We start from the raw sequence: 25,268 nt of genomic DNA, 5'->3' as shown, positions 1-25,268 counted from the left end.
GAGCCGGAGGCTCAGCCCAGGTTGTGCATCCAGCCGTGCTGGTCCTTCGTCACGCCCCGCTGGATGTCGAGGAGGGCCTGGCGGAGCTTGAGGGTGACCTCGCCGGGCTCGCCGCCGGACTGCTGCCACTCGGCGGAGGAGCGCTTGACCGTGCCGACGGGGGTGATGACGGCCGCAGTGCCGCAGGCGAAGACCTCGGTCAGGGTGCCGTTCTCGGCGTCGCGCTGCCACTGGTCGATGGAGACGCGGGCCTCCTCGGACTCGTAGCCGAGGTCACGGGCGACCGAGAGGAGCGAGTCGCGGGTGACGCCCTCCAGGATGGAGCCCGTCAGGGTGGGCGTGACGATCTTGTCCCCGTACACGAAGTACAGGTTCATGCCGCCCAGTTCCTCGACCCACGTGTGCTCGACGGCGTCGAGGTAGCAGACCTGGTCACAGCCCTTCGAGGCGGCCTCGGCCTGGGCGAGCAGGGACGCGGCGTAGTTGCCGCCGGTCTTGGCGTCGCCCATGCCGCCGGGGACGGCGCGCACACGGTCCTCGGAGAGCCAGATCGAGACGGGCTTCACGCCGCCCGGGAAGTACGCGCCGGCCGGGGACGCGATGACCAGGAAGAGGTACTCGTTGGCGGGCTTCACGCCCAGGCCGACCTCGCTCGCGATCATGAACGGGCGCAGGTAGAGCGACTCCTCGCCGCCGTGCGCGGGCACCCATGCCTTGTCCTGCTGGACCAGCGCGTCGCACGCCTCGATGAACGTCTCGACCGGCAGCTCGGGCATCGCAAGGCGACGGGCGGAGGCCTGGAAGCGCAGGGCGTTGCGGTCCGGGCGGAAGGTGGCGACGGAGCCGTCGGGCTGCCGGTAGGCCTTCAGGCCCTCGAAGATCTCCTGCGCGTAGTGCAGGACGTTGGTCGCCGGGTCGAGGGAGAGCGGTCCGTACGGCGTGAGCTGGCCGTCGTGCCAGCCGCGGCCCTCGGTCCACTTGATCGTCACCATGTGGTCGGTGAAGTGGCGGCCGAACCCGGGGCTGGCGAGGATGGCCTCGCGCTCCGCTCCGGAGAGTGGCGAGGCCGAGGGCTTGAGCTCGATCGTGGGCGTCGTCATGAGTGGTTGTCCTTCACCGGTTTCGTGTGTGACGGGCCGCGCTCACGCCTGTACCTGCCAGTGGCCGGTGTTAGGACGTCCGAGCATTCCCTCATTCCGCGGCTCCGCGTTCGATTATCGCGCGTGCGGGGCCATGGACGAAAAGGGCGTGAATGCGACCCAGAGGATGATGGTGACACCCGGCGGGGACATAGAAAAGCCGCCGGGTGCTTGAGAGACCCGGCGGCTTCGAGAGTTTCGAGTGGCGCGGCGGGTCAGCCGGCTACTCGTACGGCGAGCGCGTCGCCGATTTCCTCGGTGCTGCGGGCGGGCTTGCCGACGCGCTCCGCGAGGTCGGCGGAGACGGCGTCCTCGATGCGCGCGGCCTCGGACTCGTGGCCGAGGTGGCGCAGCAGGAGGGCGACGGACAGGACGGTGGCGCTGGGGTCGGCCTTGCCCTGACCTGCGATGTCCGGGGCCGAGCCGTGGACGGGCTCGAACATGGACGGGAACTCGCCGCTCGGGTTGATGTTGCCGGAGGCGGCGACGCCGATGCCGCCGGAGACGGCCGCGGCGAGGTCGGTGATGATGTCGCCGAAGAGGTTGTCGGTGACGATCACGTCGAAGCGGGCGGGGTCCGTGACGAGGTAGATCGTCGCGGCGTCCACGTGGATGTAGTCCGTGGTGACCTCGGGGAACTCCTCGGCCACCTTGTTGAAGACGTTCGTCCACAGGTGACCCGCGAAGGTCAGCACGTTGTTCTTGTGGACCAGCGTGAGCTTCTTGCGCGGGCGGGCCTGGGCGCGGGCGAAGGCGTCACGGACGACGCGCTCCACACCGAAGGCCGTGTTCACGGAGACCTCGGTGGCGACCTCGTGCTCGGTGCCCTTGCGGATCGTGCCGCCGTTGCCCGTGTACGGGCCCTCGGTGCCCTCGCGGACCACGACGAAGTCGATCTCCGGCTGGCCGGCGAGCGGGGTGGCGACACCCGGAAGGAGCTTCGACGGACGCAGGTTGACGTGGTGGTCGAAGGCGAAGCGGAGCTTGAGCAGGAAACCGCGCTCCAGGACACCGGACGGCACGCTCGGGTCACCGATCGCGCCGAGCAGGATGGCGTCGTGCTTCTTCAGGGCGTCCAGGTCGGCCTCGGTGAGGGTCTCACCGGTCGCGTGGTAACGCTTGGCGCCGAAGTCGAACTCCTTGGTCTCCAGCTTCACATCCTGCGGGAGGACGGCCGAGAGGACCTTCAGGCCTTGGGCCACGACTTCCTGACCGATGCCGTCACCGGGGATCACTGCGAGATTGAGGCTGCGAGACATGTCGGCACCCTACTCCTCGTCCCACGGGATGACATGGGGAGTCCGCGATACGGACACGACCGGATGACCGCGCATCAATCCGTCGTCCCCCGTTCACCCGTACGTATGGCGGTTGTTGGGACACGCTGGGAAGTTCACCAGCATGGACACTCCCGACGTCGGCATCCCGCCGCAGCTCGCACGCCGGATGAGCATGGCGGAGCAGTACGAGTACCTGCGGACGAAGTACTCGCGGCGCCGCGCCCTGGTGACCGCGGGCGCGGTGGCCGGCGGGCTGCTGACCGGCTGCTCCGGTTCGGGCTCCGGCACGGACACGGCGAGCCGGACGGCCTCGCCCTTTTCCGCCACTTCCACGCCCACCGGCACAGGCCGGGTGAACGGCTCGGTCGTCACCCCCTTCGGCCGCCACCTCGCCTTCGGCGCCGACCCGAAGACCCAGATGCGGATCTCGTGGCAGGTGCCGCTCCCGGTGAAGAAGCCGTACGTGCGCGTGGGGCTGAAGCCGTGGGAGCTGAGCCGGAAGATCGAGGCCGAGGTCCGCGACCTGCACACCCCGGAGGTGGAGGGGCAGCGGCTCGCGGTGGAGCAGTACTACCTGCACGCGGCGCTCGACGGCCTGCGCCCCGGCACGACGTACTACTACGGCGTCGGTCATGAGGGCTTCGACCCGGCGACCAAGGAGCGGCATTCCACGGTCGGCTCGTTCACCACGGCGCCCGCCCGCCCCGAGACGTTCGTGTTCACCGCGTTCGGCGACCAGGGCGTGACCCCGGACGCGCTCGCCAACGACCGGCTGATCCTCGGCCGGGAGCCGTCCTTCCATCTGCACGCGGGGGACATCTGCTACGCCGACGACACGGGCCACGGCGAGAAGTCGGACTACTACGCCCCCACCACCTGGGACCTGTTCCTCAAGCAGACCGAGCCGGTGGCCAGGTCCGTCCCGTGGATGGTGACGACCGGCAACCACGACATGGAGGCGTGGTACTCCCCGAACGGCTACGGCGGGCAGTCCGCGCGCTGGGCCCTCCCGGACAACGGCTTCGACGCGAAGAACTCCCCGGGCGTCTACTCGTTCACGTACGGCAACGTCGGGGTCGTGGCGCTCGACGCGAACGACGTGTCGTACGAGATCCCCGCCAACAAGGGCTACTCGGACGGCAAGCAGACCGCCTGGCTCGACAGGCGGCTCGGTGAACTGCGCAAGCAGGTCGACTTCATCGTGGTCTTCTTCCACCACTGCACGTACTCGACGTCGACCCACGCCTCGGACGGCGGGGTGCGCGACGCCTGGCTGCCGCTGTTCACCAAGCACCAGGTGGACCTGGTGATCAACGGGCACAACCACGTCTACGAGCGGACCGACGCCATCAAGGGCGGCAAGGTGGGCAGGCGGGTGCCCGTCGGCGCGTCGACCGATCCGACGAAGGACGGGATCGTGTACGTCACGGCGGGCGGGGCGGGCAAGAGCCTCTACCACTTCCCCGCCGGGGTGAAGGACAGCTACGAGGGGAAGATCGCCGACCGCGAGTCCGTGAAGACGTACCACTGGACGAAGTCGCGGGACCAGAACCCCGACACCGTGGAGTGGTCGAGGGTGCGGTACACCGGCTACTCCTTCCTCTCCGTGGAGGCACAGGCGGGAGCGGCCCCGAAGCTCAAGGTGTCGGCGCTGGCGCAGAGCGGCGAACGCGTCGACTACTTCGAGGTGCGGCGCGGGGCGTGAGGCCCCGCGCCGCACCTCGTGCGGGCGCGGCTCCCGGCTTGTTCCGAAGAAGACTGGCTGGTTTTCGAGAAGGCCGGACCGGGCTCAGTGCCCGGTCGAGCCGCCGTTGTCCCTGCGGTCGAGGGCGCGCTGGAGCGCGGCGGCGGCGTTCTTGCGGTCGGACTCGGTCGAACGGGACACGTGACGGACTCGGCGGACGGTCGTCTCGGCCATGATGAATCGACTCCTTGCCTCCGGCAGCGGCCGCCGGAAGTGCGATGAGGGATTACGAGACGCCGGGTGGGGCGGGGAGCGGTGCCGCAGGGGTTGCCTGCCAGGGCTCCGGCTCACGACCGCCATTCGCTTGGTCTAGCGAGACGTTCGGCTCCTACAAAGCTAGGCGAGGACCGCGCATCTGTCTCCACAGTTAGTCGGACTTCCTACTATCTGAGACGGCGGATTGGGCCACACCGAGCTGACCTGCGCTTTTTACATTTGCCCCTCTGGAGGACGTCTCTAGAGGACATCGCCGTCGCGCCAGTCGAAGACCAGGCCGTGGGACGGGTCGAGGGGGCCGGCGGAGGCGGGGCGGAAGAAGGTGGTGCCCTCCTCGTCGGGGAGGTGCACGATGCCGTCCGGGCCGAGGGCGGAGATCCGGCCCGGCCAGACCTGCCAGCCACGGGCCGCGTAGAGGGCGGCGCCCGCGTCGCTCGCGGAGAGCGCGCCGAGGGCGTACGCGCGGTCGACGACCCCTTCCAGGGCGGCCATGATCTGCCCGCCGAGGCCGGTCCGGCGTACGTCCGCGCGGACGGCGACCGCCTCGACGTACCCCGTGCGCAGGGAGCGGCCCCGGTGCAGGACCCTGCGCATGACCACCGAGCCGTGGGCGGCGAGTCCGGTCCCGTCGTGCACGAGGGCGTGCATCCCGCCGAGCCCGTGGTCCCAGTCCTCGTCGGAGAAGTCCCCCTCGAAGGCGTCGTCCAGGAGCGTGCGGACGGCGCGGAGTTCGGCGGGGGTGAGGTCCGCCGTGTGGGCGGTGCGCAGTCGGATGGTCATCGCCCCAGTATCGGATGGCCGTCGCCTCTGTACCGGATGGCCATCGCCTCGGCATTCGTCCTGATTCCGCGGGCTGCGGAAGACGGGCCGCGGGAGCACGATGAGTGCCGAGCGGTCCGTGAATCCGGCTTCGGGAGGGAGACCCGATGACCACCGCACTTCCGCGTACGCGTGTGATCACCCAGCACCGCTTCGGCGGTCCTGAGGTTCTGGAGATCGAGGAACGGGAGCGGCCCGTCGCCGGTCCGGGGGAGGTTCTGCTGCGGGTGCGCGCGGCGGGTGTCAACGCCGTTGACCGGCTGGTGCGTTCGGGCGCGGCGCCGCTCTTCGGGGAACCGCCGTTCGTCCTCGGCAACGACGTCTCCGGTGTGGTGGAGGCGACCGGGGCGGGCGTCACCAGGTTCCGGCCCGGTGACGAGGTCTTCGGCAAGGTCCTGGGCGGCGGGTACGCGGAGTACGTGGCCGCCCCCGCCGACCAGTTCGCGGCCAAGCCGTCGACCCTGGACCACGTCCACGCGGCGGGCGCCCCCACGGCGACCCTCACCGCCTGGCAGGCACTGGTCGGCCTCGCCCAAGTGGGCCCTGGCACCCGGGTGTTGGTCCACGCGGCAGGGGGCGGGGTAGGTCACGCGGCGGTGCAGATCGCCAAGGCGGAGGGCGCGTACGTCGTCGGCACGGCCCGCGCCGACAAGCACGAGTTCCTGCGCGACCTGGGCGTGGACGAGCCGGTCGACCACACGGCCACGGACTTCGCCACGGCCGTACGGGACATGGACGTCGCCCTCGACCTGATCGGCGGCGACTACGGTCCGCGCACCCTCAACACCCTGCGCCCGGGAGGCCTGTTGCTGTCCGCCCTCCCCGGGGACACGGGTCTGTCGGCGGAGGACGTGGAGGCGCGCGGGATGCGTTTCGCGGTCGTGCGGGTGGAACCGTCCGGCATGCGGCTGGCGAAGATCGCCTCGCTGCTGGCGGGCGGCCGGGTGCGCATCCACGTGGACGCGGTCCTGCCGTTCGCGGAGGCGGCGAAGGCTCATGAGCTCGGGGAGGCAGGGCACACCAAGGGCAAGATCGTCCTGAGTCTCCCGGAGTGAACCTCGCACCGCCCGGAGTGATCCATCCTTACTGAATGACGCATCAGCAATCCGATGTCTGATGCTGCCAGATTCCTTGACATGCCCCAATACCCCCTCCACTCTCACATTTATCGACCAGTCATCGGATGACTGCGACAGGAGGGGTTCCACATGGCGGTCCAACCCCGGGCCCGCACCATCGTGTTGACGCTCTGTTCCGCACTCCTCGCCGCTACCGCGGCGACGCTTCCGGCCCGTGCCGAGGCGCCCGCCCGCCCCGCGTCCTGGGAGGTGCGCGGTCCGCACGGCTCCCCCACGGCCGTGGTCTCCCTCGACCCGGCCGACGGCAGCCCGACATTGGCGGTCAGACGGGCCGGCCGTACGGTCCTCGAACCGTCCCCCGTCGGCCTCGTCACCGAACAGGCCGACTTCTCCCGAGACTTGACCCTCACGGGCCGCTCCGACCGCTCGATCTCGGAGCGCTACATCGTCCCAACGGGCAAGGCGCACAAGCGGGTTGTCCGTATGACCGAGTCCCGCTTCCGTTTCCGTACGGCGGACGGCGCGCGGATCGACCTGCTGACCCGCGTCGCCGCGGACGGCGTCGCGTATCGCTACGTCCTGCCGGACGATCACGGCGACGTCGTACGCGAGGCCTCCGCGTTCACCTTCCCCACCACTGCCGAGCCCGTCATCAGCGCCTACCGCCGGGACAACGAACTCCCCTTCGTCCGCTACCAGTCGGTGTCCGCGGTACCGGCGGGCACGTACTCGATGCAGGCCCTCTTCAAGACGGACGGCGGCTACGCCCTGGTCGCCGAGTCGGACCTGACCGGCAGCTACGCCGGCTCCCACCTCACGCACGCCGCCGGCTCCCCCACGTTCGGTGTGAGCCCGTGGAACGACGAGCCGGTCCAGGTGTCCGGCAAGCTCACCACGCCCTGGCGCGCGGTGGTCACCGGCGATCTGCCGACGGTCACGGAGTCGACGTTCACCGACGACCTCGCCCCCAAGTCCCGTGTCCGCGACACCTCCTGGATCAAACCGGGCCCGGCCCTGTGGACCTGGCTCGCCGGCGGCAAGGAGGCCGGGCAGAGCCTGGAGGCGCAGAAGAAGTACGTCGACTACGCGGCCGAGCGCGACTGGCCGTACGAGGTCGTCGACGCGGGCTGGTACTACAAGCCCGGCGAGTGGGACGTCATCGACCCCGACTGGCAGACGAACAACTGGATGCCCGAGCTGGTGCGTTACGGCAAGGAACGCGGCGTCGGGATCCAGGTCTGGCTCCACTACTCGCTCCTCGTCGACCCCGTCGAACGGGAGAAGTGGCTCTCCACACTGGAGCGTTGGGGCGTCAAGGGCGTGAAGATCGATTTCATGGACTCGGAGTCCCAGGAGCGGATGGCCTGGTACGACGAGATCCTGCCGGCCACCGCGAAGCACCACCTGATGGTCAACTTCCACGGCTCCACGATCCCCAAGGGCATCCAGCGCACCTGGCCGCACGTCATGACGCTGGAGGGCGTCGGCGGCGAGGAGAAGCGCAACAACACGCCCGAGCAGCTGGCCTCACTCCCCTACACCCGCAACGTCATCGGCTCCATGGACTTCACCCCGGGCGCCTTTCACCGCCCCTTCCGCCCCAACGTCGGCTCGGACGCGGGTGAGTTGGGCCTGACCGTCCTCTACGAGTCCGGCATCCAGAACCTCGCCGGCACCCCGGAGTCGTACGAAGCCCGCCCGGAGGCCCGCCGCTACCTGGAGCAACTGCCCACCGGCTGGGAGGAGACCAGGCTGCTGACCGGCGATCCCGGCCGCTCCTCGGTCATGGCCCGCCGTGCGCCCGACGGCCGCTGGTTCATCGGCGGCACGTTCGTGGGAGCGGCCCGGAGCGTGGACGTACCCATGCGGCTGGGCACGGGCAAGTGGCTCGTCGAGACCGTGACCGACGGCCCCTCGGGCCTGGTCCGCGAACCGCACGTCGTCCGCGGCGGCGCCTCGCTCAACGTGCCCGTCGTGGCGGACGGCGGCTTCGCCGCGCTGGCCTGCCACTGGTACCCGGGCCGCACGAGCTGCGACCGCTGACACCGCACGTCCCTGCCGTGGCCCTGCCTCCGCGCGGAGGCAGGGCCACGGCACGTCGGCACGACGCACGCCGCCCCCGGCCCGGAGGGGATGCTTCCGGGGCGGGGGCGGTTCAGTGGGACGCCGGCCCGTGTGCGGGGGCGTCCCGGTCAGGTGCGGGCAGGTCCCCGGCCCGAGTGGGGGCGGATCTCAGCCCGAGCGGGTGCGGGCAGATCTCAGCCCATGTGCGGGTACGGGTAGTCGGTCGGCGGGACCAGGGTCTCCTTGATGGCGCGGGTCAGGGTCCAGCGCATCAGGTTCTGCGGGGCGCCCGCCTTGTCGTTGGTGCCGGACGCGCGCCCGCCGCCGAAGGGCTGCTGGCCGACGACGGCACCGGTCGACTTGTCGTTGATGTAGAAGTTGCCCGCGGCGTAGCGGAGCTTCTCCATCGTGTACGCGGCGGCCGCGCGGTCGCCCGCGATGACCGAGCCGGTGAGCGCGTAGTCCGACACCGACTCCATCTGGGCCAGCATCTCGTCGTACCCGTCGGCCGTGCTGTCGTCGTACACGTGCACCGCGAGGAACGGGCCGAAGTACTCCGTCGTGAAGACCTCGTTCGCCGGGTCCGTGCACTCGACGACGGTCGGGCGGACGAAGTAGCCGACGGAGTCGTCGTAGGTGCCGCCCGCGACGACCGTGCAGGTCGGGTCGGCGTGCGCCCGGTCGATCGCCGCCTTGTTCTTGGCGAAGGAGCGCTCGTCGATGACGGCGCCGATGAAGTTCGACAGGTCGGTGACGTCACCCATGGTGATGCCGTCGATCTCGGCCGCGAACTCCTCCTTGAAGCCGGAGTTCCAGATGGAGGCCGGGACGTACGCGCGCGAGGAGGCGCTGCACTTCTGGCCCTGGTACTCGAAGGAGCCGCGGGTCAGGGCCGTCTTCAGGACCGCGCGGTCGGCGCTCGGGTGCGCGACGACGAAGTCCTTGCCGCCGGTCTCGCCGACCATGCGCGGGTAGGTGCGGTACTTCTCGATGTTGTTGCCGACCGTCTTCCACAGGTACTGGAAGGTCTTGGTCGAGCCGGTGAAGTGGATGCCGGCGAGGTCGCGGTGCTCCAGGGCGACCTCGGAGACCGCGATGCCGTCACCGGTGACGAGGTTGATGACGCCCTTGGGGAGACCCGCCTCCTCCAGCAGCTGCATGAGGAGAACGGCCGCGTGGGTCTGCGTCGGCGACGGCTTCCACACGACCACGTTGCCCATCAGCGCGGGCGCGGTCGGCAGGTTGCCCGCGATCGCGGTGAAGTTGAAGGGCGTGATCGCGTAGACGAAGCCTTCGAGCGGGCGGTGGTCGAGGCGGTTCCAGACGCCCGGCGAGTTGGCCGGGGGCTGCTCGGCGAGCAGGTCGCGGGCGTACTTGACGTTGAAGCGCCAGAAGTCGACCAGCTCGCAGGGACAGTCGATCTCGGCCTGCTGGGCGGTCTTCGACTGACCGAGCATCGTCGAGGCGGCGAGCGTCTCGCGCCACGGGCCGGCCAGCAGCTCGGCGGCGCGCAGGATGATCGCGGCGCGGTCGTCGAAGGACATCGCGCGCCAGGCGGGCGCGGCGGCGAGGGCCGCGTCGATCGCGTCCTGGGCGTCCTGCTGGGTGGCGTTCGCGTACGTGCCGAGGCGGGCCTTGTGGTTGTGCGGCTGTACGACGTCGAAACGGTCGCCGCCGCCCATCCGCTTCTCGCCGCCGATGGTCATCGGCAGGTCGACCGGGTTCTCGGCGAGCTCCTTGAGCTTGGACTCCAGCCGGGCGCGCTCGGGAGAGCCGGGGGCATAGCCGTGCACCGGCTCGTTGACGGGGGTGGGGACCTGGGTGACGGCGTCCATGGCTTCCGTAACTCCTTAGTGAGCGGTGTTCTCCGGGCTCGAGCCCTGGTTCTCGGTTCTGGTTCTCAGCGTCTTGTGTCTTGTGCCTTGTGCCTTGTGTCTTGTTCTCAGCTCTTGGTGAGGGTCGAGCGTGCGAAGAAGAGGAGGTTGGCGGGCTTCTCGGCGAGGCGCCGCATGAAGTAGCCGTACCAGTCGGTGCCGTACGCGGTGTAGACGCGCATGCGGTGGCCTTCGGCGGCGAGCCGCAGGTGCTCGTCGCTCCTGATCCCGTACAGCATCTGGAACTCGTACTCGTCGGGCTTGCGGCCGGCGCGCCGGGCCAGCTCCTGGGCGATGGAGATGAGGCGCGGGTCGTGGGACCCGATCATCGGGTACCCCTCGCCCTCCATCAGGATGCGCAGGATGCGGACGTACGCCTTGTCGATCTCGGCCTTCTGCTGGTACGCGACCTCGGCGGGCTCCTTGTACGCGCCCTTCACGAGCCGTACGCGGCTGCCGCTGTCGGCGAGACGGCGGGCGTCGGCCTCGGTGCGGAAGAGGTAGGCCTGGATGACGCAGCCGGTCTCAGGGAAGTCCTTCCGCAGCTCCTCGTGGATGGCGAACATCGAGTCGAGGGTGGTGTGGTCCTCGGCGTCGAGCGTGACGGTCGTGCCGATGGCGGCGGCGGCCTCGACGACGGGTCGGACGTTCGCGAGGGCGAGCTCGTGGCCACCGGGGAGCGCCTGCCCGAAGAGGGACAGCTTCACCGACATCTCGGCGCGTTCTCCGAGCTCCAGCCGCTTGAGGCGGTCGATCAGCTCCAGGTACGCGTCACGGGCGAGTGTGGCCTGCTCCGGCGTGGTGATGTCCTCGCCGACCACGTCCATGGTGACCTCGAGGCCCTTGGCCGTGAGGTCCTGGATGATCGGTACGACCTGGTCGACGGTCTCGCCGGGGATGAAGCGGTCGACGACCGGCTTGGTCACCGGGGCCGCCGAGATCAGACGACGCATCCGGTCGCTGCGCGAGGCGGCGAGAATCACAGGACCCAGCACGGGGCACCTCCACAACAAGGCCGGCGGAAGGCCGTACCCACCGTTGTACGGCGTCCCGGTACGGCACGAAGAACCACCGTGAAACCTAAGGATCCCTCCGATCGTCGGCCATCGACAGCTGTCACGCATCCGTGCCCCGGATCTCAGACAGATGTATGAAGGCGCGGAGAAATGATGGAGAATGCCCGGGTGACATCGGATCCCAAGGGCGAATACCAGGAGCTGGTGGACGAGATCTCGGAGCTCCTCGGCGCCCCCGCGACGCTGGAGAACCGCGACTTCGAGCTGATCGCCTTCGGCGCGTACGACAGCGAGGGCGAGCTGGACGCCTCCGCACTGGACCCCGTACGCGCCCGCTCGATCCTCACGCGCCGCTCGACCTCGGCGGTCCGCACCTGGTTCGAGGGCTTCGGCATCGCCCGCGCGACGGCGCCGGTCCGTATCCCGCCCACCCCGGAGGCGGGCGTGTACCGGGGCCGCGTCTGCCTCCCCGTACGCCATCGGGGTGTGGTCCTCGGATACGTGTGGCTGCTGTCCGACGATCCGGGTCCCACCGACCAGCAGCTCTCCGCGGCGATGGAGGTCACCCCGCGCATCGGCGCCCTCCTGGCGGACGAGGCCCAGGCGGGCGCGGACCTCAGCCGGGAACTCCGCGCGGTCCTCACCGCCGAGAGCGGCTGGCAGCGCGACATGGCTCTGGCCGAATTCCACACGGAGCTCGGCGCCCGCGGCGAGGGCCTCCACACGATGGTCTGCGTGGCCCCCTGGCCCTCGTCCCACCCCGACGACGCCCCGTCGGTCCGCACCATCCCGTCCGCCACCGCCGTCTGCGCCCTCCCCTGGGGCCCCACCGCCCAGAGCCTGGCCCTCCTGGTCCGCCTGCGCTCACCGGAGGTCCTCACCCCGGCGACCACGGCGGCGGCCCGCCTGCTGGAGAGGGCGGAGGGGGTACGGGGATCTGGGCGCCCCCGTTCCTCACCGGCCGAGCCCGGCCCCGCCGCAGCTCACCGGCAGACCGGTGGCACCCAGGGCCGGGGTCCGGCCCGGCCGCCGGACAAGGGCGGACAGGGCCAGGACATCGACACCGAGACGCCCCAGCCACCGGACCGTCCGGGCGAGGCCGAGGCCGCGCGGGCGGGCGACGGGGCGGCGGGAGCCGGACGGACAACAGGGGCAGCGGGGCGGACAGAGGGAGCGGGGCGGCCTGCCGGACACGCACCGGAACCGCGCGGCCCCCGCTCCGGCCCGGTCGTGGCCGGGATCGCCGTCCCGCACTCCGGTCTCGCCGACCTGGCCACCGCCTGGCAGGAGGCGTCGGCCGCCGCCCGCGCGGCGCTGGCCGAACCGCGGCTGGGCCCCGTCGCGCACTGGTCGTCCATCGGCCCGTACCGTCTCCTCACCACGCTGCCGCCGACCGCCTCCCACGACCCCGCCGTACGTCCGCTCCTGGCCCCCTCCCACCGCGAACTCGCCCACACCGCCGAGGTGTTCCTCGACTGCGCGGGCCAGGCCGGCCGCACCGCCGCCGAACTGGGCATCCACCGCCAGACGCTCTACTACCGCCTCTCCCGCGTCGAACAACTCACAGGCCTCGACCTGGACGACGGCGAGGACCGCCTGCTCCTGCACATGGGGCTCAAGGCGCAGCGGCTCTAGGCGCAGCGCCTCGGTCACATGTACGACTGGGAATCGAGCCGCACGTCGTCGAAGTTCCGTTCCGCCAGATCCCGGGGGCGGATCAGCCAGGACGCGGCGCAACTGAGGGGCGTGTCCACGAACGTGAAATCCGCGCGCGCCAGCATGACGAACGCTTCGTCGTCGGTGACGGGCCAGGGTGCCGGGTCGTGATGTATCACGGACGCGTATCCGCCGAGGGTGAGTTCGCCGGTCGTGGTCTCTTCCCAGTAATCCAGCAGGTAGGGGTGGATGAGCCGCACCGTCTCCTGGTCGGCGATCTCGTGGTTGGTGTCCGGCATGAAGCGGTCGAGCCGGCCTCGAAGGGGGTGTTGCTCGAACGTGTAGGGCGCGTCCTCGTCGGACGGAACCCGTTCCGTCGTCGGCGTTCCGGCCGGGACGTACACCACCCGGCCTTCCTGGGTGGGCCCGGGGACGTAGCTCGGCTCGCTGTTGTTGGCGAAGAACAGTAAGTGCCCGTCCTCCGGGAGCTGAATGTCCAGTTCGCCGACCGGAACGGCGGCGCAGTCGACCGACGCGACGAATGCCGGGAAGCCGGTCCATTCGATGTCCGGGGGAAGCCGGGGATGGCCCCCGTACTGTCCGACGACCGGAGCGTCGGAGCCCTCCATCGACCGCAGCTCCAGGCGCGGGCGGGCAAGCCGCAGCGCCCTGTCGAGGAGGTCCTCGGGCACGCCCCGCTTGCGGGCCGCCACACGATATTCGTCCAGTGCGTTCATGGCCGACAGTCTGCAACAGCCGTCTGACACACCCTTGTTGTCACCGGCTCGATCGCGGAGACCCGCCGATTGCGGTGAGCGCCTGGTGGAGGGTGGTGTCGCTCGGTGCACGGTCCCGCCAGCGGGCACCGATGTGGCCGTCGGGTCGGACGAGCAGCGCTCCCTGGGGGCCCAGGCCGCAGACATCGGCGTGCTCGTCGGGAAGACGCTCGATGTGCAACACCCCTGGTGCGGTGGTCTGTTGCTCCCAGGCGGCGGGGTCCGGGGTGAGCAGGGTGAACCATTCGCCAAAGGAGTCGAGCGTGGAGCGGTCGGGTGTGAGCCAGAGGTGCGGCATGCGATGGCCGGGCTCTGCGGTGGGGACGTAGTCCGTGCCTGTGCCGGACGGCTCGGGGCCTGTATCCGACGGCTCGGGGTCCGTGTGGGACGGCTCGGGCGGGGTGCTGCCGTCGGTGAGGACGGCGTCGGAGCAGTAGGCGACGCCGAGCACGAGCCCGAGTTGGGCGAAGTACCGGTCAGACCAGGGCAGTTCGACCCGGACCGGCGCCGCTTCACCGGCCTGGAGCTGCTCGTGGCGCAGACTCTGCGCTTCGAACATGAGCTTGCTGTTGGCCACAGCCTGGCGGAGAGTCCGGTGGGCGACGGGGTGCCGCTCCGTCTCGTACGTGTCCAACAGGCTTGGCCCGGCCCACCCTTGGAGAACGCCCGCCAGCTTCCAGCACAGGTTGTGGACATCGGCGATGCCGGTGTTCATGCCCAGGCCGCCGACGATCGGGATCGCGTGCGCGGCATCGCCGGCCAGCAGGATCCGGCCGTGCCGGAAGCGCTCGGCGACGAAGGCGTTCATCACCCAGTGCTGCACCCGGGACACACCGGCTCGTACGCCGGCGTCGGGTCCGAGGGCACGCGAGACGAGGCCCGGCCAGTCGGTGCGCTCGGCGTCTTCCGGTGTGGGGCCGAGCCAGGCCCAGCCGCCTTCGGGGTAGAGCGGGAGGAAGGATCCGTGCGCGGTGAAGTAGACCCCGGCGGGCTGATCGGCGCACCAGCCGTCGAGGTCGGCGTCGAACACGACGGTGGTGACGGCCGCCAGAGCCCCGGGGCCGGCGGTGCCGATTCCCAGCCGCTGCCTGACGGTGGAGTTCGCGCCGTCGGCGGCGAGTACATAGCGGGCACGGACGCGGGTCTCCTCACCGCTTCGGCGGTCGAGGAGTACGGCGACGACGCTGTCGGCTTCTTCGGTGAGGTCGACGAGCTCGGCCCCGAACCGCATCTCTGCGTCTGCCGCGGCGAGCAGGGTGGGTTCCAGCCGATCCTGCGAGGTGACGGCGCCGGTCACGGGGCTTTCGGGGATCGGCGCGTTGATCCCGACCATCGCCGCCGTGGCGAAGTCGGGGTCGTGCAGGGTGTCCCGGAAGCGGATGCGGCCGTACTCCGGTCCGAAGGCGCCGACCGTGATCTCGTCGGCGAGCCCGAGCCCACGGTAGATCTCCATCGAACGCACGTTGACCAGCCGGGACCGTGGAAAGGGAGACAACTCGCCGTGCTTCTCGACCAGCGACACCCGCACGCCCCAGCGCTCCAGCAACGCCCGAGCGGTGAGCCCGACCGGCCCGCCACCGACGATCAGTACGTCCACCTCGGCGTCCGCCACGGACATGTCGAACTCCTTCTGCTCATCTCGGGCCTTTGGATCTTTGAAACCTTGGATCTGAGCCAAGCCATACTCCTGACCATGCCTCTCCTGATGATCGACCTCGACAACACCCTGGTCGACCGCGACACCGCCTTCCGGGAAGCGGCCTCGGTCTTCCTCGACGAGAACTCGCTCCCCGTCGACGACCTCGCGTGGCTGATGTCCGTCGACGCCAGCGGCTATACGCCGAGGCAGGACGTCGCCCGGGCCCTGACCGAGCGGTACGCGGCGGCCGTGTCCGGGGCCGCAGTGCGGGACTTCCTCGACCGGGGCGCGGCCGATCGCGTCGTCCTGGCTGGGGCCACCCGCGACGCGCTCGCCCGGGCCGTCGACGCCGGATGGACGTGTGTGATCGTCACCAACGGCCGTGTCGAGCAGCAGGAAACGAAGATCCGGGGCACCGGGTTGGACGAGATCGTCCACGGATGGGTGGTCTCCGAGGCGGTCGGATGCAAGAAGCCCGCGCCGGAGATCTTCCGTGCGGCGGCAGCCGCCGTGGGGGCGTCCCTGCGCGGGGCCTGGGTGATCGGGGACTCGCCGCACGCCGACATCGGCGGCGCGAACGGGCTCGACGACGTCCGGAGCGTGTGGGTGTCGGGCGGCCGGCCGTGGACCGACGCGACCTGCCGGCCCACACACATCACCGCCGACGCCGCAGCCGCCCTCGACCACGTCGTCGGCGAGCACCGCGGCAGCGGAGACCATTACTGAAAACGATTATCATCATGCTACGGTCGGCGCACGTCTCCATTGACCACCCCTTTACCCGGAGTGTTCCGTGCGCCTGCCCGCCCGCCTTCTCCCCCTCTCCGCGGTCACCGCGGCCTCCACCCTGCTGCTCACCGGGTGCTTCTCGGAATCCGCCTCGGACGACTCCGCGGGCGGCGACGGCAAGCGCGTACGCGTGGCGATGATGAATCCGCCGCGCTCCGGGCTGTCGCCGCTGTCCGACGACGCGTTCAAGCTGTCGCGCTGGTCGACCGCCGAGACGCTGGTGACACTCGACGCGGACGGCGACTCCGAGCCCGCTCTCGCCACCAAGTGGCAGCAGAACGGCCGGACTTGGACCTTCGAGATACGGGACGGCGTCACTTTCCACGACGGTACGAAGCTCACCGCCGAGTCCGTCGTCCGGTCGCTCACGAAGGCCGCGACCGCCTCCCCCAAGCCGCGCATCCTCGACGGCGTCGACCTGACGGTGAAGGCCGACGGCGACTCGGTCGCCGTCACCACCGGCACCGAGGACCCGCTCGTCCCGCAGCGGCTGAGCTCGCCGCAGCTGTCGATCCTGGCGGCGAAGGCGTACCGCGGGAAGACGGTCAGCCCGGTCGGCGCGGGCACCGGCCCCTTCGAGCTGACGAAGGTGAACGGCACGTCGTCCGCGACCCTCGACCGCTACGACGACTACTGGGGCAGCGCGGCCAAGTCCCCCGGTATCGATGTGAAGTTCGTGCCCGACGGCACCGCCCGCGCGGCCACCCTGCGCAGCGGCGAGGCCGACGTCGTCGAGGCGGTACCGGTGTCGCAGGCCGCGCTGCTCGACAAGGACCTGGTCACCGAGGTGCCGATGCCGCGCACCAACACGCTGTACCTGAACACCGGGAGCGGTCCTTTCAAGGACGCCACCCTCAGGGCCGCCGCCCGCGAGGCCCTCGACACCGAGTCGATCGTCAAGGGCGTGTACGAGGGCCGCGCCGACATCGCGAAGGGCCTGCTGGGCCCGGCCCTCCCTTGGGCCGCCGACCTCAGGAAGCCGGTGGAGCGAGCCAAGTCCGTTGACCCGAAAGGCAAGACGATCACGATCGGCACGTTCACCGACCGCGCCGAGCTGCCCGAGGTCGCCCAGACGCTGCAACAGCAGCTCCAGAAGGCCGGGTTCAAGGTGAAGTTGGACGTCCGCGAGTACGCGAACATCGAATCCGACGCGCTGGCGGGCGAGTTCGACGCGTTCGTCCTGTCCCGGGCGACGGTCCTCGACTCGGGCGATCCGGCCGCGTACCTCTACAGCGACTTCGGGTCGAAGGGTTCCTTCAACATCTCGCAGCTGTCCGACAAGAAGGTCGACGCCGCCCTGGAGAAGGCCGCCGGGACGAAGACCGGTGACGCGCGCCGCCAAGCGGTCATCGACGCGGAGGCCGCGGTGCTGGCCACCGACGCCGCGATCCCGATGCTGCACGAGCGCGTGATCCAGGGCGACGCGGCGGGTGTCGTGGACGTCGAGCACGACCCGCGCGAGCGGGCTCTGATCACCGCGGACACGTACGTCAAGTGACGTTCATGGCACGCCTGTTCACTCCTGGCGGCCGGGCCGCTCTCACCCGGCTCGGCTGTCTCGCCGCGGTGCTCGCCGCCGTCGGACTGCTCCCCTGGCTCTCCGGCCGCGACCCCGCCCTCACCGTGCTGCGCGCCCGCTCGGCCGAACAGGAGGGCACGCCGGAGGCCCTGGCCTCGATCCGCGCCGACCTCGGCCTGGACGCGGGTCCCCTTTCCCTGCTGGGGAGTTGGCTCTCCGGCCTGCCACACGGCGACCTCGGCACGTCCTGGGTGTCGGGCACCGAGGTCCTACCGTCGGTCGTCTCCGGACTCCAGGTCTCGCTCGCCCTGATGGGCGCGGCGCTCGGGGTCGCGCTCCTGGTGACCTGCGCGGTCGTCGCTCCGGTTCTCGTACGGGGCCGGGGCTCGGCCGGCGCGTTCGCCGCGATGCTCGCCGCACTGCCCGAATTCCTGCTGGCCACGGTCGCGTTGCTGGTGTGCGGGGTCTGGCTGGGCATGCTGCCGACCTCCGGCTGGCAGGGCCCGCAGTACATGGTGCTGCCAGCCGTCGCACTCGGCGTTCCCGCGGGCGGACTGCTCGGCCGCCTGGTCGCGGACGCACTGCCACCCGTCCTCGACGAGCGCTGGGTGGAGCTGTGGCGGGGCGCCGGAGTCAGCAGGTCACGCATCTCGGCCGCCGCCCTGCGCCGCGTACTCCCGCCGCTGGTACCGCAGTTCGGAATGGTCGCCGTCGGCCTGACCGGCGGGGCGGTCGCCGTGGAGACGGTGTTCGCGGTACCGGGCATCGGTCGTACGGCGCTGGGGGCGGCCAAGTCGCAGGACCTTCCGCTGCTTCAGGGATCGGTCCTCGCCCTGCTCGCCCTCGGCCTGGTCACAGGCGCGGCGGCGGCCCTCGTACGGCGCCGGCTTCTGGGCCCCGCCCTGCGCGACGCCGGACTGACGCTGCCCGCGGCCCGCCCGATCCGCGCGCACCCGGCCGTCCCGCTGACGCTCGGAATCACGCTGCTGACCTGCGTCGGCTGGGGCCTGCTGCGCGACCCGTACACGGTGAACACCACCGCCCGCCTCCAAGCGCCCTCCTGGGCGTACCCCCTCGGCACGGACGGGCTCGGCCGTGATGTGCTGGCGCGACTCGGGCACGGTGCGGCGTCGACGATCGGCACGGCGACCGCGGTCTGTCTGGCGGGCCTCGTCCTCGCACTCGCACTCGGCTTCCTTCCGGCTCTGACGTCGGGCGCCTCGGACATCGCCAACGCGCTGCCGCCGGTGATCGCCGGAATCCTGGTCGCGGCCGTCGTGGGCCCCGGCACGGGCGGTGCCGCGCTGGCCGTGGCCCTGCTCTCCTGGCCCGCCCTGGCGTCGCACGCGGCGGCACTGGTGCAGGAGGTCCGCGCGTCGACGTTCCTGCTGGCCCAACGCGCCATCGGGGCAAGCCCGTTGTGGATCCTCACCCGTCACGTCCTGCCCTCGGTGGCGGCCCCGGTCACCCGCCACGCCCTTCTGCGCCTCCCCGGCATCGCCCTGGCCCTGGCCTCCCTCGGCTTCCTCGGCCTCGGCGCCCAGCCACCCGCACCGGAGTGGGGCCTCCTCCTGGACGAATCACGGGCGTACGTGGAACGCGCCCCGTGGGCGGCCCTGTCCCCGGCGGTCGCCCTGGCCATGCTGGCGGGCCTCGCGGTGTCGTCGGCGGCGTACGCGGAGGCCGGCCCCAGCAGAACGACCGCGCCACCCCGTCCCCGCTCCCGTGCCACCCCCACCCTCTCCGTCCTCCGCCCCCGCAAGGAGCCGGTCCGTTGAACCCTGAAGTCCTCGTTTCCGTCCGGGACCTGCACGTCTCCTTCGGCGCGGTCGAAGCCGTACGGGGCCTCTCCTTCGACGTGCGCAAGGGTGAAGTCCTCGCCGTGGTGGGCGAGTCGGGCGCGGGCAAGTCCCTGACGGCCCGCGCCCTGCTGGGCATGCCGCCACGGCAGGCATCGGTGACGGGCAGCATCCAGATGGGACCGTACGAGCTGGTGGGCGCCCCTCGTTCCGTACGCGCCGCACTCTGGGGACGCCAACTCGCCCTGGTCCCGCAGGACGCACTCTCGGCGCTCTCCCCCGTGCACCGGGTCGCCGACCAACTCGCTGCCGCCGTACGGTCCGTGGACGGAGTCTCCCGCAAGGAGGCGCGGGCCCGGGCGGTGGCCGCGCTGGAGGAGGTCGGCATTCCCGCGGACCGGACGCGGGCCTACCCGCACGAGTTCTCGGGCGGTATGCGCCAACGGGCCGTCATCGCCATGGCGTTGCTCCACTCCCCCGCCCTCGTGATCGCCGACGAACCGACCACGGCCCAGGACCCGGAGACCCAGCGCCGGCTCCTCGACCTCCTGACCCACCGCACCGAGGCCACAGGCACGACCCTGGTCCTGATCACCCACGACCTCCCCATGGTCCGCGACCACGCCGACCGAGTACTGGTCATGTACGCGGGCCGCCTGGCGGAGGAGGGCCCGGTGGATGAGGTGTTCACCCGCCCGCGGGCGCCGTACACGGCGGGCCTGCTGGCATCGGCGCCCCGTCAGGGGCGCGGGGGACTGCGCGACCAGCCACAACGAACCCGCAGACACAGACTCCCCTCAATCCCAGGCACCCCACCCAACCCCACCAACCTCCCCCCAGGCTGCGCCTTCGCCCCCCGCTGCCCCCTGGCGGACGCGACCCGGTGCGCTACGGCCCACCCCGAGCCGGAGACGCACAACAACCGCACCGTGGCCTGCCACCACTGGCGCAAACTCCCTGCCAATTCCGCCGAGTTGTTCCTGGAGCCGGTGTGAACCCTCTGCTGGACGTACGCGACCTGGTCGTCCACCACGGCCCCCGCACCACCGTGGACCACGTCTCCTTCGACATCGCCGCGGGCGAAACCCTCGGCCTGATCGGCCCCTCGGGCTGCGGCAAGTCCTCCACAGCCATGGCCGTACTACAGCTGCGGCGCCCGACCAGCGGCGAAGTATGGTTCGACGGCCACGAGTTGACAGCGCTGAGCGAGAAGCAGCTGCGCCCGCTCAGACCGGCGATGCAGCCCGTGTTCCAGGACCCGTACGGATCACTCGGCCCCCGCCACCGCATCCGCGACGCGATCGCGGAACCCCTGCGCGTACAGGGGAGTTGGGACCGGACGACCGGCCCCGAGCGCGTGGCCGAGTTGCTGGAGCAGGTCGGCCTCGACCGGTCGCTCGGCGACCGGCGACCGCACGAACTCTCCGGCGGTCAGTGCCAACGCGCGGGTATAGCCCGAGCGTTGGCGTGCGAGCCGAAACTCCTGGTGCTCGACGAACCGGTCTCCGCGCTGGACCCGTCCCTGCGCGCGGGCATCCTCAACCTGCTGGCCGAGCTGCAGGAACGCCTCGGCCTCGGCTACCTGTTCATCTGCCACGACATGGCACTCGTACGCCACTTCTGCGACCGCGTGGCGGAGATGCGCGAGGGCAGGATCGTCAGGACGACTCCGGCACCGCCGCCGCCGCGATCACCCGCCGCAACCCCTCGGTGAGTTCCTCCGCACTGGCGGCGGTCTCGGGATCGAAGGTCCACTGCGCGATGAGCCCCATCATCAGGGTCATGTAGAACTTGCCCAGCGTGTCGACGTCCCGCTCCGGCACATCCTCCTCCAGCCCGCCCATCAGCAGCGGGATGATGCCGCGCGCCCCTTCGCGCTGGGCCTTGGCCAAGTGGTCGCGCACGCCGGGCACCTTGTCTCCCATGACCACGATCTCCATGCTGAGATGCCACACCGAACCGGGCCTCTGCATGGTCCCGACGACGTTCGACCACACCTCCTGGAACCGCTCCAGGGACCCCGGCTCCGTAGTCGCCGTGGCGCTCCCGCCCGCGTCGAAGTCGTCGGACAACCCCTCGACGATGGAGACGTACGCCTCCGCGAGCAGCGCGTCCTTCGACCCGTAGTGGTAGCCGATCGACGCCAGGTTCGTCCCCGACTCCTTGACGATGTCGCGGGCCGTCGTGCGCACGAAGCCCTTCTCCAGCAGGCAGCGCTTGGCGCCTTCGAGCAGATCCTCACGGTGTCCCATGCGGCTCAGCGTACCTCCGCGACAGACAAGCGTCCCAGACCGACGTATAAGACGAACGTATTGGACGCCAGTTTTATACGCGCGTACTAGACAAGCGTTTAAGACGCCCGTACATTCCTCGACATGACGAATCCCAGCGCGCCCGACCCGGTCCCTCCGTCCACTCCGCCCGCCTCCGGCACCCCGGGCGGCTCGGGCGACTCGGGCGCTCCCACCCGTGCCGGACGCCGCGAATGGACCGCACTCGGTGTCCTGATGCTGCCGCTGCTCCTGGTCTCCATGGATGTCTCGGTCCTCTACTTCGCGATCCCGCAGATCAGCGCGGACCTGGAGCCGACCGGCACCCAGCAGCTGTGGATCTTCGACATGTACGCGTTCGTGCTCGCCGGGCTGCTGATGACGATGGGCTCGCTCGGCGACCGCATCGGCCGCCGCAGGCTGCTCCTGGTCGGCGCCGCCGCGTTCGGCGCGGCCTCGCTGGTCGCGGCGTACGCCGACAGTGCCGAGACACTGATCGCGGCCCGCGCGGTGCTCGGCATCGGCGGCGCGACGCTGATGCCGTCCACGCTGGCGATCATCCGTACGCTCTTCACGGACCAGGCCCAGCGCTCCAAGGCGATCGGCCTGTGGTCCGGGGTCATGACGGCCGGCGTCGCCCTCGGCTCGGTCATGAGCGGCGTCCTCGTGGAGCACTTCTGGTGGGGCTCGGTCTTCCTGGTGAACCTGCCCGCGATGGTGCTCCTGCTGATCCTCGGCCCGATCCTGCTCCCCGAGTCGAAGAACCCGTCGCCGGGCCGCTTCGACCTGCTGAGCGTGCCACTGTCCATGGCCGCCGTCCTGCCGGTGATCTACGGCCTCAAGGAGATCCCCTCGGAGGGCTGGAACGTCCGTTACGTCCTGTCGGTGACCATCGGTCTGCTCTTCGCCGCACTCTTCGTCCACCGCCAGCGCACGATCGAGTCGCCGATGATCCCGCCCTCGCTCTTCCGCGGTCGAGGCTTCGCACCCGCCGTCTCGCTGAACCTGCTGTCCTCGTTCGGGATGATGGGCTCGGCGCTCTTCACCACGCAGTACCTGCAGTCGGTGCTCGGCAAGAGCTCCATGGAGGCCGCGCTGTGGGGCCTGCTGCCCACCGTGCTGGTCGGCGTCGCCGCGCCGGTCGCCGCGCAGCTGGTCCAGCGGGGAGTCAACCGGGCGTACGTCGTCTCCGGCGGCTTCGTCCTCGCGGCCTGCGGTTACGGGATGCTGACGGCAGCCGGTACGGACTCGCTGTGGCTGGTCCTCGCCGGGGCCGGAGTCATCGCCGCCGGGATCGTCACCGTGATGTCCCAGATGATGGACCTGGCGCTGGGCACGGTACCGGTGGAGAAGGCGGGCACCGCGTCCTCGGTCCTGGAGACCGGAGCGGAGTTCGGTGGCGCGCTCGGGATGGCGCTCCTCGGTTCCATCGGCACCGCGGTGTACCGCCATGACATCCCGGACGCGGCTCCCGCCGCGGCGCACGAGACGCTCGGCGCGGCCCTTGCCGTGGCCCCGCAGTTGCCGGGCCGCGCGGGCGACGCCCTGGTGAGCGCGGCCCGCGAAGCCTTCACCAGTGGGATGCAGGCGGCCGGGGTCGCGGGTGCGCTGCTCTTGCTTTGCGCGGCGGTGCTGGCGGCGGTGAGCCTGCGCCAGGTCCGCGTCCGGGAGACGGAGTCCGCCGAGCCGGAAAGGGTCTGCGTCTGAACACCAGGGTCGCCCCCGCCGCCCCTACCCATTCCCGTCCCTGACTCAGGGGCTCCGCCCCCGAACCCCCAAAAGATTGCGCAGTTCCCCGCGCCCCTTTTAAGGGGCGCGGGGAACTGCGCAATCTTTTAAGGCGACCAGCCACACCAACCCGCAGCCGAGAACCCTCTCAGCCCGTCCGGCGTTTGAGGACAAGGCCGTTAGGCCGAAGCGGGGGCCTGGGGGCGGCAGCCCCCAGGGGGTTGGGCAGCCTCAGACCAGGTTGACCGACCGAGCCTGAGTGGCTCCGATCTCCTCCGCCAGCTCCGTCAACACAGTCTGCGGAACCGTGTCGTCCACGGTAAGCACGGCAAGCGCCTCGCCACCCACATCCGCACGGGCGACCTGCATGCCCGCGATGTTGATGCCCGCCTCGCCGAGGATCCGGCCGAGGGTGCCGACGACACCGGGGCGGTCGGTGTAGTTGAGGACGACCATGTGGTCGGCGAGCGCCAAGTCCACGTCGTACTCGCCGACCGCGACGATCTTCTGGTGGTGCTTGGGCCCGGCGAGCGTGCCGGAGACCGAGACCTCCTGGCCGTCACCGAGGGTGCCGCGCACGGTCACCACGTTCCGGTGGTCCGAGGACTCCGAGCTCGTGGTCAGCCGCACCTCGACACCGCGCTCCTGCGCGAACAGCGGGGCGTTCACGTACGACACGGTCTCGTCGACGACGTCCTCGAACACGCCCTTGAGCGCGGAGAGTTCGAGCACCTTGACGTCGTGCTGGGTGATCTCGCCGTACACCTCGACGTCGAGGCGGACCGCGACCTCGCCCGCGAGGGCGGTGAAGATGCGGCCGAGCTTCTCGGCGAGCGGCAGACCCGGCTTGACGTCCTCGGCGATGACGCCGCCCTGGACGTTCACCGCGTCCGGGACCAGCTCACCGGCGAGCGCGAGGCGCACCGAGCGGGCGACGGAGATACCGGCCTTCTCCTGCGCCTCGTCCGTGGAGGCACCGAGGTGCGGGGTGCAGACGACCTCGTCGAGCTCGAAGAGCGGGGAGTCCGTGCAGGGCTCCTTCGCGTACACGTCGAGACCGGCGCCGGCGACGCGGCCCTCCTTGAGCGCGGAGTACAGCGCGGCCTCGTCGACGATCCCGCCGCGCGCGGCGTTGACGATCCGCACCGACGGCTTGACCTTGTGCAGCGCCTCGTCGCCGATGAGACCGACGGTCTCGGGCGTCTTGGGCAGGTGCACGGTGATGAAGTCGGAGACTTCGAGCAGCTCGTCCAGCGACAGGACCTTGACGCCCATCTGCGCGGCTCGCGCGGGCTGTACGTACGGGTCGTAGGCGACGACCTTCATGCCGAAGGCCGACATGCGCTGGGCGACGAGGGCACCGATGCGGCCCAGACCCACGACACCGAGGGTCTTCTCCGCGAGCTCGACGCCGGTGTACTTGGAGCGCTTCCACTCACCGTTCTTGAGCGCGGTGTTGGCCTGCGGGATGTGACGCGCGGAGGCCAGGAGCAGACCACAGGCCAGCTCGGCGGCGGTCACGATGTTCGAGGTGGGGGCGTTGACGACCATCACGCCGGCCTTGGTGGCGGCGGACACGTCGACGTTGTCCAGGCCGACGCCGGCTCGTGCGACGACCTTCAGCTTGCTCGCGGCGGCGATGGCCTCGGCATCGACCTTCGTCGCGGAACGGATCAGGATCGCGTCGACGTCGGCGATGGCGGGCAGCAGTTCGGCGCGGTCCGCGCCGTTCGCATGCCGGATCTCGAAGTCCGGGCCCAGGGCGTCGACGGTCGCGGGCGACAGCTCTTCAGCGATGAGTACGACAGGTTTCGAGCTCACGTGAGTCCTCACAGGTCCAATGCGGACGGCCGTCCCGACG

20 protein-coding genes are annotated in these 25,268 nt (G+C 70.6%); 10 read left to right on the top strand and 10 right to left on the bottom strand.

Annotation, left to right across the window (positions count from 1 at the left end; translation table 11 throughout):
- Positions 1-11: 11 nt before the first annotated feature.
- Both ACN20J_RS33860 and ACN20J_RS33855 read right to left on the bottom strand, forming a co-directional pair.
- Positions 12-1,100 (bottom strand): branched-chain amino acid aminotransferase, encoded by a 1,089-nt coding sequence (locus tag ACN20J_RS33860; RefSeq protein ID WP_419667467.1) that lies wholly within the window; start codon positions 1,098-1,100, stop codon positions 12-14.
- A gap of 254 nt (positions 1,101-1,354) precedes the next feature.
- A complete protein-coding gene (locus tag ACN20J_RS33855; protein WP_189843633.1) occupies positions 1,355-2,398 on the bottom strand; it encodes a 3-isopropylmalate dehydrogenase in 1,044 nt (347 codons plus the stop codon).
- A gap of 142 nt (positions 2,399-2,540) precedes the next feature.
- Here ACN20J_RS33855 and ACN20J_RS33850 point away from each other — a divergent pair, with 142 nt between their 5' ends.
- On the top strand, positions 2,541-4,124 hold the full coding sequence (locus ACN20J_RS33850) for a purple acid phosphatase family protein (protein ID WP_189843634.1): 1,584 nt from the start codon (positions 2,541-2,543) through the stop codon (positions 4,122-4,124).
- A gap of 84 nt (positions 4,125-4,208) precedes the next feature.
- Here the strand turns inward: ACN20J_RS33850 and ACN20J_RS33845 are convergent, their stop codons facing one another.
- Both ACN20J_RS33845 and ACN20J_RS33840 read right to left on the bottom strand, forming a co-directional pair.
- On the bottom strand, positions 4,209-4,337 hold the full coding sequence (locus tag ACN20J_RS33845) for a hypothetical protein (RefSeq protein ID WP_257678074.1): 129 nt from the start codon (positions 4,335-4,337) through the stop codon (positions 4,209-4,211).
- Between the two features lie 282 nt (positions 4,338-4,619).
- A complete protein-coding gene (locus ACN20J_RS33840; RefSeq protein ID WP_419667466.1) occupies positions 4,620-5,159 on the bottom strand; it encodes a GNAT family N-acetyltransferase in 540 nt (179 codons plus the stop codon).
- A gap of 146 nt (positions 5,160-5,305) precedes the next feature.
- On the opposite strand from ACN20J_RS33840, the gene ACN20J_RS33835 reads away from it, so the two are divergent.
- Together ACN20J_RS33835 and ACN20J_RS33830 are read left to right on the top strand one after the other, a co-directional pair.
- The gene (locus tag ACN20J_RS33835) at positions 5,306-6,253 is read left to right on the top strand and encodes an NADP-dependent oxidoreductase (RefSeq protein WP_419667465.1); all 948 of its coding nucleotides are present in this window, start codon (positions 5,306-5,308) and stop codon (positions 6,251-6,253) included.
- Positions 6,254-6,406: 153 nt separating this feature from the next.
- Entirely contained in the window at positions 6,407-8,320 is a 1,914-nt protein-coding gene (locus tag ACN20J_RS33830; RefSeq protein ID WP_419667464.1) for a glycoside hydrolase family 97 catalytic domain-containing protein, read from the top strand.
- Between the two features lie 215 nt (positions 8,321-8,535).
- Here the strand turns inward: ACN20J_RS33830 and pruA are convergent, their stop codons facing one another.
- Positions 8,536-10,176, bottom strand: coding sequence for an L-glutamate gamma-semialdehyde dehydrogenase (pruA, locus tag ACN20J_RS33825; RefSeq protein WP_361901341.1), 1,641 nt, complete (start codon positions 10,174-10,176; stop codon positions 8,536-8,538).
- 107 nt (positions 10,177-10,283) lie between these two features.
- Positions 10,284-11,210, bottom strand: coding sequence for a proline dehydrogenase family protein (locus ACN20J_RS33820; RefSeq protein WP_189843639.1), 927 nt, complete (start codon positions 11,208-11,210; stop codon positions 10,284-10,286).
- Positions 11,211-11,381: 171 nt separating this feature from the next.
- On the opposite strand from ACN20J_RS33820, the gene ACN20J_RS33815 reads away from it, so the two are divergent.
- Positions 11,382-12,866, top strand: a complete 1,485-nt coding sequence (locus ACN20J_RS33815) for a helix-turn-helix domain-containing protein (protein ID WP_259333973.1) — start codon at positions 11,382-11,384, stop codon at positions 12,864-12,866.
- A 14-nt stretch (positions 12,867-12,880) separates the two neighbouring features.
- Here ACN20J_RS33815 and ACN20J_RS33810 read toward each other — a convergent pair whose 3' ends face one another.
- On the bottom strand, positions 12,881-13,624 hold the full coding sequence (locus tag ACN20J_RS33810; RefSeq protein ID WP_189843641.1) for a DUF1963 domain-containing protein: 744 nt from the start codon (positions 13,622-13,624) through the stop codon (positions 12,881-12,883).
- 40 nt (positions 13,625-13,664) lie between these two features.
- The gene (locus tag ACN20J_RS33805) at positions 13,665-15,281 is read right to left on the bottom strand and encodes an FAD-dependent monooxygenase (protein ID WP_419667463.1); all 1,617 of its coding nucleotides are present in this window, start codon (positions 15,279-15,281) and stop codon (positions 13,665-13,667) included.
- 75 nt (positions 15,282-15,356) lie between these two features.
- Here ACN20J_RS33805 and ACN20J_RS33800 point away from each other — a divergent pair, with 75 nt between their 5' ends.
- The 5 genes from ACN20J_RS33800 to ACN20J_RS33780 all read left to right on the top strand — a co-directional run bounded on the left by ACN20J_RS33800 (position 15,357) and on the right by ACN20J_RS33780 (position 21,123).
- On the top strand, positions 15,357-16,028 hold the full coding sequence (locus ACN20J_RS33800; RefSeq protein WP_419667462.1) for an HAD family hydrolase: 672 nt from the start codon (positions 15,357-15,359) through the stop codon (positions 16,026-16,028).
- A 67-nt stretch (positions 16,029-16,095) separates the two neighbouring features.
- Positions 16,096-17,589 (top strand): ABC transporter substrate-binding protein, encoded by a 1,494-nt coding sequence (locus ACN20J_RS33795; protein ID WP_419667461.1) that lies wholly within the window; start codon positions 16,096-16,098, stop codon positions 17,587-17,589.
- Between the two features lie 5 nt (positions 17,590-17,594).
- A complete protein-coding gene (locus tag ACN20J_RS33790; protein ID WP_419667460.1) occupies positions 17,595-19,388 on the top strand; it encodes an ABC transporter permease subunit in 1,794 nt (597 codons plus the stop codon).
- A complete protein-coding gene (locus ACN20J_RS33785) occupies positions 19,385-20,404 on the top strand; it encodes an ABC transporter ATP-binding protein (protein ID WP_419667459.1) in 1,020 nt (339 codons plus the stop codon). The genes ACN20J_RS33790 and ACN20J_RS33785 overlap by 4 nt, the downstream gene beginning before the upstream one ends.
- The gene (locus tag ACN20J_RS33780) at positions 20,401-21,123 is read left to right on the top strand and encodes an ATP-binding cassette domain-containing protein (RefSeq protein ID WP_190232246.1); all 723 of its coding nucleotides are present in this window, start codon (positions 20,401-20,403) and stop codon (positions 21,121-21,123) included. Before ACN20J_RS33785 ends, ACN20J_RS33780 begins: the two co-directional genes overlap by 4 nt.
- On the opposite strand, the gene ACN20J_RS33775 is transcribed toward ACN20J_RS33780, so the two are convergent.
- Positions 21,068-21,661 carry a TetR/AcrR family transcriptional regulator gene (locus tag ACN20J_RS33775; RefSeq protein WP_189843648.1) on the bottom strand — a complete coding sequence of 198 codons (594 nt, stop codon included), beginning with the start codon at positions 21,659-21,661 and terminating at the stop codon, positions 21,068-21,070. The genes ACN20J_RS33780 and ACN20J_RS33775 overlap by 56 nt on opposite strands.
- A 255-nt stretch (positions 21,662-21,916) precedes the next feature.
- Here ACN20J_RS33775 and ACN20J_RS33770 point away from each other — a divergent pair, with 255 nt between their 5' ends.
- Positions 21,917-23,386 carry an MFS transporter gene (locus tag ACN20J_RS33770; RefSeq protein WP_419669009.1) on the top strand — a complete coding sequence of 490 codons (1,470 nt, stop codon included), beginning with the start codon at positions 21,917-21,919 and terminating at the stop codon, positions 23,384-23,386.
- A gap of 252 nt (positions 23,387-23,638) precedes the next feature.
- Here the strand turns inward: ACN20J_RS33770 and serA are convergent, their stop codons facing one another.
- Positions 23,639-25,228 carry a phosphoglycerate dehydrogenase gene (serA, locus tag ACN20J_RS33765; RefSeq protein ID WP_189843650.1) on the bottom strand — a complete coding sequence of 530 codons (1,590 nt, stop codon included), beginning with the start codon at positions 25,226-25,228 and terminating at the stop codon, positions 23,639-23,641.
- Between the last annotated feature and the right edge of the window lie 40 nt (positions 25,229-25,268).

Source organism: Streptomyces sp. 2-1 (assembly GCF_048564895.1).
Classification (GTDB): domain Bacteria; phylum Actinomycetota; class Actinomycetes; order Streptomycetales; family Streptomycetaceae; genus Streptomyces; species Streptomyces phaeochromogenes.
Note: the sequence above shows the minus strand (reverse complement) of the source record. Positions and strands in the feature narration are given on the sequence as shown.